Source organism: Cupriavidus sp. USMAA2-4 (genome assembly GCF_001854305.1).
GTDB classification, from domain to species: domain Bacteria; phylum Pseudomonadota; class Gammaproteobacteria; order Burkholderiales; family Burkholderiaceae; genus Cupriavidus; species Cupriavidus malaysiensis.
In genome coordinates this window covers 2,270,105-2,283,200 of the sequence record NZ_CP017749.1, presented here as the reverse complement: position 1 = coordinate 2,283,200, position 13,096 = coordinate 2,270,105, and the positions used below count along the sequence as shown (strand labels likewise).

Genomic DNA, 13,096 nt, shown 5'->3' with positions numbered 1-13,096 from the left:
CCTGGGCGTGCTCTCGCGGGTGGGTCAAGCCGCTACCGCTTCCGGCGTCCAAATCTTGGCCGGATAGGGATAGGCGGTGAGCACGTCACTGCGGATCAGGGAGCCCAGCGCCAGGGTCAGCGCCGGCACGTCGATGGCGAGCCGATGGCCTTCCAGTGGCCCGAGGGCGAACGGAAGACGGGCCAGCATCTCGCGGGTCTGTAACAGCTCCAGCACGGTTTCGCGCCAGTGGTCGAGCAGCGGCAGTGGGCAGGTGTCCCGTACCAGCATCCACAGGCGGTCAAGCCGGTGGGCGCTGCCCTTGGGCAGCAATGCCAGTGCGCTGGCGTTGGCCTTGTCGGGCTTGACGCAGCGGCGGTCGAACAGCCACACGTTGGACAGCGAACCGAACAGCGTTCGCCGGTAGGCGCGGGTCATGCGCTTTTCCAGGCGATCGACGTTGCTGACGAACACCGGGACGCTGCCGCCCTGGTCGGTGATGACGTGGAACTGGTCCAGGCCCTGCTCGTCGCGCCCGAGGGTCAGACGAGCGAGGAACTGCTGGACGGCGGTGTCGCGCGCCCAGATCGACAGGAAGATCAGATTGCCCTGGTCATCGCCGACGCAGGCGTCGGCCATCACGTCCGGGCATTCGTCGATGCGGTACAGCGTGGTGGAAGAAGTGTTTGCGGGCATGGTGGTGTCCTCGGATGAACGGGAACAGCACCGCCCGCTGGGGCAAGTACTGCCCCAGGGGGTGGATGAAAACCGCTCAGTCCGGCTCGAACTGCCGGGTGTGCGGGTTGAAGCGCAGCGCCTTATCTACCGAAGTGATTGGCGTGAAGCCCTCCAGGTAGATGTTGTTGAGGTACTGGTCGCGGTAGGCCAGTGCCTGTCGTGCCTGTTCCTCGGTGAGGCCGTTGCTGATGAAGTACTCCAGCATTTCCTCGTCGGAAGAAACTTCGTCGTTGGACAAACTCCCTTCAACGAGCTTCAACAGCGAGGGTGGGAGCGCAGCCAGGATCGGGTCCATGTCGGTTCCTCCTGGCTCAGGCCATCATCGCTGCGGTGGGTGCCGCAGGTGCCGTGGGTGTGCGCCGCCGCGCGTGGTAGGCGCGAACGCCTGCACGCCAGTCGGCGGACTGCTCCGGTGCGAGGTCCAGATAGGACAGCGGGCACGAGTAGTAGTACGGGTGCATGGACTCGTCCAGTGGCTTGTAGCCCCACTGGTCGCCGCTGCGTTCGAGCAGATCGCAGCGGATGTAGCGCAGGGATTGGCCCGGCGCCAGATGACGATGCACACCCTCGACCCTGGCCGTCACTTCCATGACGGACCAGAGGACGTTGCCGCGCAGCGCGTGGGCGATGACCTTGACGCTGGCGCGCTCGGTCTCTTGCGGTGCGATCAGTTCCGCGATCAGTTCAGACCGCGATTGGGGGGAGAAATACCAGCCCATGAGAGGCCTCCTGAAGAATGGAGCCGGAGGTCTCCCCGGGGGGAGAACCCCCAGCGGGTGATGGAATGCCGCGTGTACGGCGATGGAGTCTGGTGCGGACTAGGAGCCGCAACCGGCCGGGCAGTAGCCCAGTTCGATGCCATGGGAGCAATAGCCGTTTGCAGCGTTCCAGTCCTGTGTTTCCTGCCGTTCGGCAGGCGTTGCGTAGTCCCATTCCTGGGCCGCGATTTCCAGGGCCTGAGCCCGCTGGCTTTCCGGCAACCGACTGGCTTGCGCGTCGATCTCCGAACTGAAAAGCGTGACCCAGTGATCCCAGGACAGGCCGCAACCACGCTGGGCGTGCTCGGCCGCCGTCTTGCAGACAGCGTGCCAGGCGGGTTCGTCCAGCGTGGAATGAGGTGCATCGCAAGCGATGGTGGACATGATGGAGACCTCCAGAAGAAAGCCGGAGCCTCCCCCGCATGGGGAAGGAACCCCGGCGGGTGGATGAAGAACACCGCGGATGCGGCGTCTGCGATCACGCAGGTTGCAGTTCGGCCTGGTGGCTCCACTCCTGCGTCTTGAAGTCCAGCGCGTAACCCAGTTCACCCAGGCGGGCGATCTGCGCGCGTAGGGTGCGGCGGTCGATGGTCGAATCCAGTTTCACGGACTCACCCAGCGGCCAGAGCAGCCCGAACAGCGCGGTGTCGCCATCTTCGGTGCTACCAGCGGCAGCATCCGCAGCGGGCGGCGGGGCATCCACACCAAAAGGCGTGGTATCGATCAGCGGGTCTGCCGATGCCTGCACGGGTGCGGGCTTGGCGGGCCTGGATGCCTTGGGGGGCTTGGTCGGCGTTGCCGCTGGCTGCGCGCCCAGTTCTTCATCGAGCGGATCGACTTCCTGGGTGGTGAAGCTGCGCGCCTCGTCACGGCTCAGTTTGTCGATGCCGTTGAGCGTCATCCCGTCCAGGTTGGCACGGATCTCGAACCGCATACCGTCGCCGACGGGATAGGACTTCGGGAAGATGTAGCGGATGATGAACTCCCCGTCGTACTTGCCTTCGGGGTACTGCTCCAGCTCCGCATCCTTAACCGCGAACTTGCCGATGGGAGTGACAAGTCGTCCGACGTTGAAAGGGCCGTTTCTTCCGCGGATCGTGCGCAGCGTGAGTTGGCCTGGAACGGTGATGGGCGAACCCAATTGCTCGGGCGCCGATGTGACTGCCATGATGGTTCTCCTTGGGGAATAGGAAAAAAGCAAGGCCCCGTGAGGGGCCATGCCGGATCAGAACGAAGCAGCCAATGCCGGCTCCTGCTCCTCGACTTCGCCTGCGGGCTCGCGCTCGGCGGGCTCGACAGGCTGGTCGGCAGCGGTGTCGGCGGCAACCTCGGCTTCGGGTGCGGGTGCGTCCTCGGCTTGCGGTGCCTCGGCTTGCGCCTGGCTCGTCGGATAGACCTGGGTGCCGTCGATCTTGATGAGACCGATGTGGACCAGCGTCGATTCCAGGCTCGCTCCCGGTTCCCCGGCGCGCTCGCCCTTGGTGCGGATGTACGGATCGATCTTCATGTCGTTCAGACGGAAGGCGATCAGCACCTTGCGGTCCCCTTCGATGGCCTGCACGCACCGGCGAACCAGGTGCTCGGCTTCAGGGGTGGCGACGATGGTGTCGAAGTACCGATATTCCGGTTCACCGACAGGCCCGGCCAGTGCCGCGACGCAGCACGACAGGAACGGATCGCCATCCTTGGGGGAGACGTCCTTCGGACGGCTGAGGTAGCCGATGCCGCGGGTGATCAGCTCATGCTGCTTGATCGAAGCCAGTTCGGCACGGTCAAGCGGCTCGGCCTTCAGCAGTCGCGCCTTCAGAGACGCGGCGGCCTGGCCCTTGTGCTCACCCTTGTCGCGGATGTACGCATCGCCCCAGAGGTCGCCGAGGCGGAAGCGCACCAGCGGCCGCTGCTTGGGATCGTCAACGCCGATGTAGCGCTCGACCAGTTTCTTGGCCTCGGCACCCGAGACCTTGACGTCGAAATAGCGGTAGCTGGGGTCCTTGGCGGAACCGACCAGTGCTGCGATGGTGCATGCCAGGAAGGGCTGCGCTCGGCGGCCGCCCCGGACGGGAACCTCGCGGGCACGCTGGATGTAGCCGATGCCCGAGGTGTGGAGGTCGAAATACGATTTCTCGTTGGACGTGGTACTCATGGTGAATCTCCATAGGGATGAAGCGGAGACACACCGGCCCCACGCATGCGGGGAAAGGTGCGTAACCCCGCGGTGGGTTGATAAGGCGAAAGCATCCGCCACCAGAGACTGGTGGCCGCTCGCGGACGGATGCGGTGCGAGCTGGCTCGGTCACGCAGTGGGAACTGCGCGGCAACCTCGAAGACCGATGGTTGCCTGGCATGTCGCTGACAACGTCAGCAGGCATGGGGGCAGCATGTCCGGGCCTCGCGCGCGCGGCAGCAATCAATCGGCATCCGGGTGTTTCCCTTTGTCCGGGCCACTCGGCGCCAGCCACAGGCACGTGGGGCCGCGCAGGTGGTCGGGGGGGGGCAGCGCGGGGACGGCTCGGGCGGCACCGCCGCGCGTGCCGACTAGCCGCCAGCAGGCAGCGCGCAGGCTGGCGCCACCTTCGTCGGGCAGGAGACGAGCACGCACGCGGCGAAGGCCGCAGTGCGGAAAAAAGGAAGCCCCCAAGAAGGGGGCCGTGAGGGGATGGTGGTAGTCGTTGCGCTACACCGATGGCACCACCTCCAGCGACAGGTGCGTCGTGGTGGCGGACAGCATCAGATCGTCCGTGCCGTGCAGGATGCGTGCGAAGACGCCTTCCTTCGGGTCGAAGAACTCGCCGAAGTCGTCGCCACCCAGCTCGGCGCGTGCCAGTTCCCACCAGTCGTCAAACGGGTCGGTATCGGGGTTGCAGCCGACGGCATAGGCCAGCAGCTTCACCCGGCCATCGGGGCGGCGCTCCCCTTGTTCGGATAGGAAGTACACGCCCTGATCCTTGGCAAGGACGACGCGGCATTGGTTGGCGACGGCCTCGGCCAGCACGGGGCGCAGGTCGGAGCCTTTGAATCGAAGTGACATGGTTGATCTCCTGAAGAAAAAGGCCCTCCACCCGAACGGATGGAAGGCCTTGGGGGCAAGTTGCCGATAGGCAGAGGACTCAGCCGTAGTGGCGCTGGGCGTCCTGCCACGTGACGAAGCGTGCATCCCGGCCGACCGAGACTGGAAGCTCTGCATCCAAGGCATCTTCGAGCGAGAACTGCGTTGCTTGGTCGAGCTGCACCCAGCCGAACTCGTTGGACCAGAAGCCAGCGCTGTCGCTGATGGCCGACTCATTGGGCGAATACACCACCCAGCGGTCGCTTGCCTCGCACGTCATGCCGTAACCGCCTGGCGTCGCCGGGTGGCCTTGGCGTCGATCACGCTCACGTCGATCAGGCGCCAGCGCCCGTCGTCGATAAGCCGCTCCAGCATTTCACCGAGCATGTCGAAATACACCTCGTCGTGTCGATCGACCAGCTCGCCGTCGTGGTGCAGCTCCACCACGTAGGTGTCGCCGCCGCGGTCGTAGAGGATCGTCACCTGGCCCTCGTACTTCGTGGTCGAAACCGTGAAGCTGATCGCCGGGGGTGTTTCGATGATCTTGGACGGCTTCGGATCGACCCAGGTGAAATCGCGGGCACCCGCATCGACCAGCATGTGGGTGATGCGTCGGAACCCGTCGGGAGCCGGCATTTCCTCCAACTGCTGGATGAGCTGCCCCAGTTCCATGCACTGCGGCTCGGGGATGGGGAGCTTGGCCGGCGCGGAGCCGAGGATGTGCGTCTTGATGGTGTAGGGTCTGCCATCCGACGTGTACTCGGTGCGCTCTTCCGGCGTGTCTGCGCGCAGGCCGTCGAAACGGCGCCGTGCGTAGGGCTGGACATGCACCTTGGCACCCTCGCTGGGAACGGTGGTGACCAAGTTGGGATCGAGCACCGCGAACTCGCTGGGCTTGAGCTTGACGACGATGGCGTCGTCGTTGGCCGCGACCACCTTGCCGTCGAAGGGTTGGGGATCGATGGCGAAGCCCAGCGTCGAGGACTGCGGCTGATCATCGAACACGCGGTACTTGAACGACCGCACGTTGCGGGGTACATGGCCTGCGACAAGCGAAGGCATCATGGATTTGATGAGGGAACGGTTCATGGGAATCTCCTTGAGGAAGAACAAGGGATTCCCCGCCCACAAGGGAGAGGTCCCCTGTGGGTGGATGGACGCGGTGCGTCCGTAGGAAGAAACGACCAGCACGGTTTCCAGTGCTTGCAGCCTCGAAGGTCTTGGCTGCCTGGGCATGTGTCGGCAACGCCGACGAACATGGCGCAAGGGTGGCCCAGGGCTGGGCTACTCGCCCGCATGAAACGGCACTTCGCCGCACCCGGTTTCCTGCGCTGCGGGCAAGAAAAAGGGGGCCGAAGCCCCCAAAGATCAAAGCAGGCCGCGTTCGGCGAATGACATGGTGCGGCTCCCCGCGACGATGATGTGATCCAGCGTGCGAACGTCCACCAGCGCCAGCGCCTGTCGAAGCTGCGCAGTCATCGCCTTGTCGGCTGCGCTCGCCTCGGGGTTCCCGCTCGGATGGTTGTGCGAGACGATGACCGCCGCCGCATTGAGCCGCAGCGCCTGTTTCACCACCTCGCGCGGATGCACCTCGGCCGCGTCGATCGTGCCGTGAAACATCTCCACGTAGTCGATCAGCCGATGGCGCGTATCGAGAAACAGCACGGCAAAGACTTCGTGCTCGAAACCGGCCAGCTTGGCGCGCAGGTAGTCCTTGACCGCCGCCGGCGAACTGAACGATGCACCGCGCTGCATCTTCTGGTCGATGACCTGGCGCGCGGCTTCCAGAATCTGGTCGGCGTCCGCCGGCCGATAGCGTCCACGCCCATCGCGCACCATCAGCGGGGTGTCGAGAGAGAGGGAGAGTTGCGACATGATCGTGCTCCGGTTGCTCGGGCGGAATTGCCCGGAACCGTCGCCAGCACGGCGCAGCGCAAGCAGTCAGGGGTCGCAGACGGCCGCCAGGACGCCAGCGCGCCTAAGCGCGCGCCGCCCTTGACGGCGAGAACGCCGTGATACGGTGAAGGGAACAGCAAGCCCGCCTAGACGACATGCCCTCGGCGTGCAAGCTCGCGCGCAGCCATCGCGCCGAAACCGCTCGACGCGCAGGTAATCAAGATGATCTTGGACATCTGTTTCGCCTTGTGTTTCAAGCGAAACCGCCGTTGGAGCGAATGACCTGTCCGTTGACCCAACCGCCTTCAGGCCCGGCCAGGAAGGACACCAGATTGGCAATGTCTTCGGGCTGGCCGAGACGCTCCAGTGGTGGCACCTTGGAAAGGCGCTCGATTTCTTCCTGCGTCTTGTCAGCCAAGAACAGTTCCGTGGCGACCGGGCCAGGTGCGACTGCATTGACGGCAATGTTGCGTCCACGAAGTTCGTTAGCCAGGACGTGCATCAAGCCCTCGGCGCCTGCCTTGGATGCGATGTAAGCACCATAGCCGGGAAACGATTTCGCAATCACGCTGGTCGAGAAGGTGACGATGCGGCCGCCAGCATTGACCCGCTTGGCCGCCAGGCCGAGGACGATGAACGTCCCGCGCAGATTGGTGTTGATGACCTTATCGAAGGCAGTCAAGTCTTGGTCGGCGATCTTGGACAGCGCCATGACGCCGGCGCTATGGACGACGACATCCACATGCCCAAATTGATCTTGCGTCTTATCAAAAAGCGCCTCCATCGACGCCGAATCACTGACATCTCCTTGAACGGCGAGTGCCTTACCGCCGGCAGACTCGATCAGTCGAACGACTTCATCTGCCTTGCTGGCGCTGCCTGCAAAGTTCACGACGACAGCGAAACCATCTTTGGCTAGGCGCAGAGCAACTTCGCGACCGATGCCGCGCGAGGCACCTGTGACGATTGCGACTTTCTTTTCGATCTTGCTCATGTTTTTTCCTTGGTGAATTAAGTAAATTATGGGAGGGAGATTAGGGGGCGGCAACCTTGTTTTTTAGGTTCAATATGAAAGTTCGTATTGGTTGTCTTAGGGGATCGAAAAGTGGGGTGTCCTTTTCGTGCAGAACGATTTCACTCAGTAGTTTGACCCCGCAACAAAGGTAGGAACGGAGGTCCGATCCAGACTACGGCACGAAGGCCAGGAATATGTATGCGGCGCAGATCGTCAGGTGAAGCGAGCCGCGCAATACCGAGGCGCGGCCAGACACCACCGTCACGATGCCGACTACGGTGGTCAGCACCAGCAGCACCATCTCCTTGGATTCCAGGCCGAGTGTCAGCGGGGCATGCAATATCGCCGAAGCAACGGCGACGACAGGAATGGTCAGGCCGATGCTGGCCATCGCCGAACCGAGCGCGATGTTGAAACTAACTTGAACCTGGCCGGCGTGCGCAGCCCTAGCCGCCGTCAAGGTTTCGGGCAAAGCAACGATCATTGCGATCAGCACGCCGATCGACGATGACGGCAAGTGCGCTTCTCGGATCGACTTTTCGATGAGCGGCGCAAGCGTCTCGCTTCCGTAAAAAATCGTCACCAGCGTCACGAGAAGCAAGGCCGAGCTGACGATAGCCGTCAGCCTGGACGGCTTATGCGCCTCTAGTGTCAATGCCGAAGCGGTGCGCTCGACGTGGACGTATTCGTGCAGCCAGGCGGTCGATTTGGCCGCGTGCAACACGTACAGAACTGCTGCCGCAGTGGACGCGAACGCGAGTTGCGCACCGTTGAATTGGGGGCCTGGCCCGCTGCGAGTGAATGAAGGCAAGACCATAGTGAGAGTCGCGACCGTTGCGACCGTCGCAAAGGCCGAACCCGAGATGAAAGCATCGAACCGCACTATTTCCTCGCGCCGCGTGCTTACCAGCAGCGCGAGCCCCAACATGCCGTTGCAGCACAACATCAGCGATGAAAACACCGTGTCGCGTGCGAGTGTCAATGCTGCGGAGCTTGCATAGGTCATCACCGAAACCACAAAGCCCGCTTCCACGACCGTGACGCTCAATGCCAGAATCAGGGTTCCCAGGATGGGGCCTACGCGGCTGGCGACGACCTGGGCGTGATGCACGGCAGCGAGTACCGCGGCCACAATCGTTGCGAGCAGCACCGGGAATACCAGCCCTTGCAGTACAGCGTGGCGCGTCGCAATGACGATGGCTGTTGCTAGCGCCGTGACCAGCAAAGCCCATCTGGAAAGTCTTCCTGCGCGCGTCATGGAGTGCATTTTTTAGGTGTATTCAAGTAGGTGCCACCACGTAGCGCAGAAAGTGAAGTCAGCGCGGGCAGCATAGGAACAGGTCAAGCCTCACTTCCAATCCGACTTATCAACGCTACCGTCTTCTTGCTCGATCATCTCCTTCAGAAGTCGCTTGATTCTTTGCAGCTTTCGGTACTCGATCAGTGCATGGATGATCTGTGTCCACACGAAACCCGTGAACGCCAGCCAAAACGCCAAAGTGCCCGCCCCGATGATCCGCAGTCGCTGATAGTCCTGACCATGCAGCCAGAACGCCCAAGCCACAAGATTGACGCCGACCCAGCCTAGCCACATCAGCACTACCCTGAACACCAACTTCGTGTGCTGTTCTATGGCCACCTGCATTGCGGCATCAATCCGCGGCGGCGTCTTGCCGGCCTTGCGCTTGGCTGTCATCTGAACCTCCAGGGGTTCCGCAGCAAGACTTCGGGCCAGGTGACTTCCTCACAATCAGTAGCTGGCGCGCAGCCGTTGGCCGCATTCCTGGGTTCAGTCAGAAACGGTAGGCAGATGCTGTTCGGTATGGGATGCCATCGCATGGCATTGGCACCACGGCGGGCCGTCTGCGCCTGGGCATATCTGTGGCAGGTCGCGGCAGTACCTGCGTCTGTTAGACCCGAAAAATCAAGCAGGCCCGGTCGCCTACTGCCACAGGATGGTCGTTCGTGAGGTTTGTTGTTCGATAGATATGACATGTGATCGTGTACGGAAGAAACCGAACGACCCGATCACAGTCTGCGGACGCAAAAGAAACCCACAGCCCTGGAGGATCAGGGACCTGTAGGCATCATCAGCCGCATATAAAACGACGGCGGTTAGAGGAGGAATGCCATCTCCGCGTGATGCGAGAGATATTAACCAGCGCCGGTTGGGTTGACAACGCCCGCGGACTTTTACCCCTGGAGGACAGCGGTGGCCGTGCGGGCGATCACTCCCGATGCCGCAGAACGAAGTGCGTCGCCTCGCAGAACCGGGACGACGCGCCGGATGTTGCCGCGCGATCAGTGTGTGACCATCGACTGCAACTGCTCGGTCACGCCGGGTTCGACGAACACGCACGGCTGCTTGTCGGCGACAGGCACGTTGAACACGCGAGCGAACACCTCGCGCTTCAGCCGCGCCGTTGGCAAGCGAAGCGCACAGGCCCGCATGGGCCGAAGGCGTCAGGGGCCAAAGCCGGATGGCCGCGACTCGACACGAGGCGCGGGGCGTAGCCCGCGAACCCGCCGGCGGCACACCGGGATGCAAAAACAATATGAACATTAAAAATGTTACGGCTGTTGCTATGTTACGGTCGTTTCGTTATGATTGTACGGATGAAAGCACAAAACTGGCTGCTACTAACCTACAAGGTACCCGCCGAACCGGCGAAAAAACGCATCGCCCTCTGGCGCAAGCTCAAGGGCATGGGTGCCGTCTATCTTCAGAACGGCGTCTGCCTGCTGCCGAAAAACGACGATCACACGCGCCGCCTCAAGATCATCGAGAACGAGATCGACGAAATGGCGGGCGAATCGGTGTTGCTCGAAACCGTCGCGCTGGATAAGGCGCAGGAAGACAAGGTGGTTGGGCGTTTCAAGGCCGATCGCGACGAGGAATACGTCGAGTTCATCGACAAGTGCAGCGACTTCGAGGCCGAGATTGCGAAAGAGACGGCCGCGAAGCACTTCACCTACGCCGAGCTGGAAGAAAACGACGTCGATCTGAAGAAGCTCCAGACCTGGCTGGAGAAGATCCGCAAGCTCGATTTCTACGTCGGCACGCGCGCCGCCGAGGCGACCGATCGCCTGGCGCAATGCGAGGCGCTGCTCGACGCCTACGCCCAGCGCGTGTTCGAGGCCCACGACGAAAACCGTTGATTCAAAGAGCTACGCATGTCGCTGACTGTCCTGACCTACAACACCTTGTTCGCCGGCCGCGATGGCGCGAACGACGAGCGCGCCCAGGCGCAGATTGGCCTCATCAACGAAGTGCGCCCCGATGTGTTCCTGATGCAAGAGGCCAAGGGTTTCGACGCCAACGGCGGCGCCTGGTTGCACGCGCTAGAGAACGCCATCGGCATGCGTGGTTTCTTGGCAGTCGCGCCACGCACGGGTCAGAACCTCGCCATCTTCATCCGCGCGCCGCTGCGTCCGCTGGCCTTCGAGGTGGACGGTGCGAATTTTCATCATGCGCTGGCAACGCTGCGCGTCGCTGTGCCGGGTGTCGAGATGCCCGTGACCTTCATCAGCGCGCACTTGTGTCCCAATGGCCCCGACGTGCGCCGGCGCGAGGCGGCTTATCTGGCGGTACAGGCTGCGCCGGACAAACTGACGCTCATCACGGGCGACTTCAATTCCGCATCGCCGCATGATCCCGAACCGGCCGACTGGCCCGCACTCGCATCCCATCACCGTGCGCGCTATTTGGCCGATGATCTACAGGGCATCGACCGCAGCGTGCTCGCGCATCTCGAAGCAGCCGGTTGGGTCGATGTAGGCCATCACCTCGGCGGTGCGGCGACGCCGACCGTGCCGACGGCGGCCTACCGCGCCGCCGAGTTCGCCACGATGCGCTGCGATTACCTACTTGCATCCGCGGCGCTGGCCCGTACCGCGCAGCATTACGAAGTGCTGCGCACGCCTATCACCGATACGGCTTCCGATCACTACCCGGTGCTGGCGCGCTTCGATCTGCCCTGATGCGAAGCGCCATCCATGCTGCCACCGACCTTGGCCGCGCGCCTGCGCCTTCGGCCCCGCAATGACCGAGAGGCTTGCTCCATGCCCGATGCTCAACCTGACGAAGCAACTGCCGGCACCACGCCGCGCTGGCTCAACCGCACGGTGGCCGGTGCCGGCATCACCAGTGCGCTCGGCGATTTCTGCTATGAAACGACGACCGTGATTCTGCCCGGTTTCCTCGCTGTGCTGGGCGTGCCGGCTGCGGCGCTTGGATTGATCGAGGGAGCCGCCGACGCCGTAGCGAGCTTCACCAAGATGGTGTCGGGCTATGTTGCCGACAAGCTCGGCCATCGCAAGGCGCTGGTGCTGGTCGGCTATGCGCTCACGCCCATCGGCCAGGCGTTCATCGCGCTGGCGGCAGGCTGGCCGCTGCTGCTGCTTGGACGGCTGGTGTCCTGGTTCGGCAAGGGACTACGTGGGCCGTTGCGCGACGCCATCGTCATTCAGGCGGTGTCGTCGGAAACCCGCGGCCGCGCCTTCGGTTTCCACCGTGCCGCCGATACGGTCGGTGCCGTCATCGGGCCTTTGCTGGGTGTGGCCGTGTTGGGCTGGGCGCAAACGCTGCATTGGGGCGACACGGCCAGCCCGTTCCGGCTGGTGCTCTGGCTGTCCGTGATTCCGGGGGCGCTGGCCGTGTTGGCCTTCCTCGCGTTGGTCAACGACCCGCAGCAGTCGCCCAATCCCGGCCTGCGCTTCTTTGGCGCGCTGCGCGAACTGCCTGCACGGTTCAAGCGTTATCTTGGCGCGGTCGGTTTGTTCGGCCTGGGCGACTTCTCGCATAGCCTGCTGATTCTGGCCGCCACGCAGTTGCTGACGCCCTCGATGGGAGTTGTGCGCGCGGCCCAAATTGCCGGACTGCTCTATGTCGGCCGCAATATCGTGCAAGTGCTGGCGTCGTATCCGATCGGTGCCTGGGCGGATCGCATCGGCTCGCTGCCGCTACTGGTCGCAGGGTACGCGCTGGGCGCGGCGACCGCCGTGCTGGCGGCGCTGGCGTTTTGGACTGGCACGGCCAGTCTGCCGCTACTCGCTGCGATCTTCGTGATTGCGGGGCTGTATGTCGCCGTGCAAGAGGCACTGGAATCGACCGTGACGGCGGACATGGTTGCGTCCGACACGCTGGCGATGAGCTATGGGGCATTAGGCACGGTCAACGGCGCAGCCAAGTTCCTGTCGAGCGCCATTGTGGGAATGGTGTGGACGGGAGTGTCGCCGGTGCTCGGATTCGGCCTTGCAGGTGCCGTAATGCTTGGCGGGGCGATCGCGTTGAAGCGTCTTGCCCGATAGCAAAAAAAGCCCCTCGAAAGGGGCTGGTAGGGTCAGGCTTGGTACACGAAGTAGTGCTCGCGCTGACGCGGGAAGAAGACATGCTTCCACGTGTCGCCGCTGGTGTTGCCACCGTCGAACACGACCATTTCGTAGTCGTCAATGTCGGTGTCCGCCAGGTCGGTGCTGGCGATATGGCGCATGTGCAGCGCGCCGTGCGTGCGCTCGAATACCAGGATCTGGCCGATGGCGTCGTCCTGGCTCATGGCGTTGAGGCAGGCTCCGAGCTGGTGCTCGAAGTCCGGTGCGCGCGAGATGAGGTCGGGGAACATGAGGTTGCTCCTATGAAAATGGACCAGCCCGACTCCTGGAGGA

At 63.2% G+C, this 13,096-nt stretch carries 17 protein-coding genes, 2 pseudogenes and 1 riboswitch; of the genes and pseudogenes, 3 read left to right on the top strand and 16 right to left on the bottom strand.

The features are described 5' to 3' along the window. Positions 1–24 precede the first annotated feature (24 nt). The 15 genes and pseudogenes from BKK79_RS30020 to BKK79_RS40680 form a co-directional block, all read right to left on the bottom strand. Positions 25–675 (bottom strand): hypothetical protein, encoded by a 651-nt coding sequence (locus tag BKK79_RS30020; protein WP_071039645.1) that lies wholly within the window; start codon positions 673–675, stop codon positions 25–27. Between the two features lie 76 nt (positions 676–751). Then, positions 752–1,012, bottom strand: coding sequence for a hypothetical protein (locus BKK79_RS30015; protein ID WP_071039644.1), 261 nt, complete (start codon positions 1,010–1,012; stop codon positions 752–754). A gap of 16 nt (positions 1,013–1,028) precedes the next feature. Next, on the bottom strand, positions 1,029–1,436 hold the full coding sequence (locus tag BKK79_RS30010; RefSeq protein ID WP_071039643.1) for a hypothetical protein: 408 nt from the start codon (positions 1,434–1,436) through the stop codon (positions 1,029–1,031). A 99-nt stretch (positions 1,437–1,535) separates the two neighbouring features. After that, positions 1,536–1,859 carry a conserved plasmid protein gene (locus BKK79_RS30005; protein ID WP_071039642.1) on the bottom strand — a complete coding sequence of 108 codons (324 nt, stop codon included), beginning with the start codon at positions 1,857–1,859 and terminating at the stop codon, positions 1,536–1,538. 94 nt (positions 1,860–1,953) lie between these two features. Beyond that, positions 1,954–2,643, bottom strand: a complete 690-nt coding sequence (locus BKK79_RS30000) for a DUF3275 family protein (RefSeq protein ID WP_071039641.1) — start codon at positions 2,641–2,643, stop codon at positions 1,954–1,956. A gap of 57 nt (positions 2,644–2,700) precedes the next feature. Beyond that, complete coding sequence (locus tag BKK79_RS29995) at positions 2,701–3,618, bottom strand: DUF3577 domain-containing protein (RefSeq protein WP_033448836.1); 918 nt, start codon at positions 3,616–3,618, stop codon at positions 2,701–2,703. Positions 3,619–4,149: 531 nt separating this feature from the next. Then, complete coding sequence (locus BKK79_RS29990; RefSeq protein ID WP_071039640.1) at positions 4,150–4,503, bottom strand: DUF3085 domain-containing protein; 354 nt, start codon at positions 4,501–4,503, stop codon at positions 4,150–4,152. 79 nt (positions 4,504–4,582) lie between these two features. Continuing rightward, positions 4,583–4,801, bottom strand: a complete 219-nt coding sequence (locus tag BKK79_RS29985; RefSeq protein ID WP_071039639.1) for a hypothetical protein — start codon at positions 4,799–4,801, stop codon at positions 4,583–4,585. Then, positions 4,798–5,610, bottom strand: a complete 813-nt coding sequence (locus BKK79_RS29980; protein WP_071039638.1) for a GTPase — start codon at positions 5,608–5,610, stop codon at positions 4,798–4,800. The genes BKK79_RS29985 and BKK79_RS29980 overlap by 4 nt, the downstream gene beginning before the upstream one ends. Positions 5,611–5,889: 279 nt before the next feature. Then, on the bottom strand, positions 5,890–6,396 hold the full coding sequence (gene radC / locus BKK79_RS29975) for a RadC family protein (RefSeq protein ID WP_071039637.1): 507 nt from the start codon (positions 6,394–6,396) through the stop codon (positions 5,890–5,892). A gap of 274 nt (positions 6,397–6,670) precedes the next feature. Further along, on the bottom strand, positions 6,671–7,411 hold the full coding sequence (locus BKK79_RS29970; RefSeq protein WP_071039636.1) for an SDR family oxidoreductase: 741 nt from the start codon (positions 7,409–7,411) through the stop codon (positions 6,671–6,673). Positions 7,412–7,451: 40 nt separating this feature from the next. After that, positions 7,452–7,577, bottom strand: a pseudogene (locus BKK79_RS42380) (DUF3861 family protein); the annotation flags it as partial. A 27-nt stretch (positions 7,578–7,604) separates the two neighbouring features. Continuing rightward, positions 7,605–8,690: a calcium:proton antiporter gene (locus BKK79_RS29965; RefSeq protein ID WP_071040449.1), complete on the bottom strand. Its 1,086-nt coding sequence runs from the start codon at positions 8,688–8,690 to the stop codon at positions 7,605–7,607. A 90-nt stretch (positions 8,691–8,780) separates the two neighbouring features. Then, positions 8,781–9,128, bottom strand: a complete 348-nt coding sequence (locus tag BKK79_RS29960) for a hypothetical protein (protein WP_071039635.1) — start codon at positions 9,126–9,128, stop codon at positions 8,781–8,783. A gap of 378 nt (positions 9,129–9,506) precedes the next feature. Then, a riboswitch (Fluoride riboswitch) is annotated at positions 9,507–9,578 on the bottom strand. 155 nt (positions 9,579–9,733) lie between these two features. Beyond that, a pseudogene (locus tag BKK79_RS40680) lies at positions 9,734–9,853 on the bottom strand (ATPase); the annotation flags it as partial. 195 nt (positions 9,854–10,048) lie between these two features. Here BKK79_RS40680 and BKK79_RS29955 point away from each other — a divergent pair. The 3 genes from BKK79_RS29955 (at position 10,049) to BKK79_RS29945 (ending at position 12,742) form a co-directional block, all read left to right on the top strand. After that, entirely contained in the window at positions 10,049–10,591 is a 543-nt protein-coding gene (locus BKK79_RS29955; protein WP_071039634.1) for a Chromate resistance protein ChrB, read from the top strand. A gap of 15 nt (positions 10,592–10,606) precedes the next feature. After that, positions 10,607–11,413, top strand: a complete 807-nt coding sequence (locus BKK79_RS29950; protein ID WP_071039633.1) for an endonuclease/exonuclease/phosphatase family protein — start codon at positions 10,607–10,609, stop codon at positions 11,411–11,413. An 81-nt stretch (positions 11,414–11,494) separates the two neighbouring features. After that, entirely contained in the window at positions 11,495–12,742 is a 1,248-nt protein-coding gene (locus tag BKK79_RS29945; RefSeq protein WP_071039632.1) for an MFS transporter, read from the top strand. A 32-nt stretch (positions 12,743–12,774) separates the two neighbouring features. Here BKK79_RS29945 and BKK79_RS29940 read toward each other — a convergent pair whose 3' ends face one another. Then, positions 12,775–13,053: a uridylate kinase gene (locus BKK79_RS29940; protein ID WP_071039631.1), complete on the bottom strand. Its 279-nt coding sequence runs from the start codon at positions 13,051–13,053 to the stop codon at positions 12,775–12,777. Between the last annotated feature and the right edge of the window lie 43 nt (positions 13,054–13,096).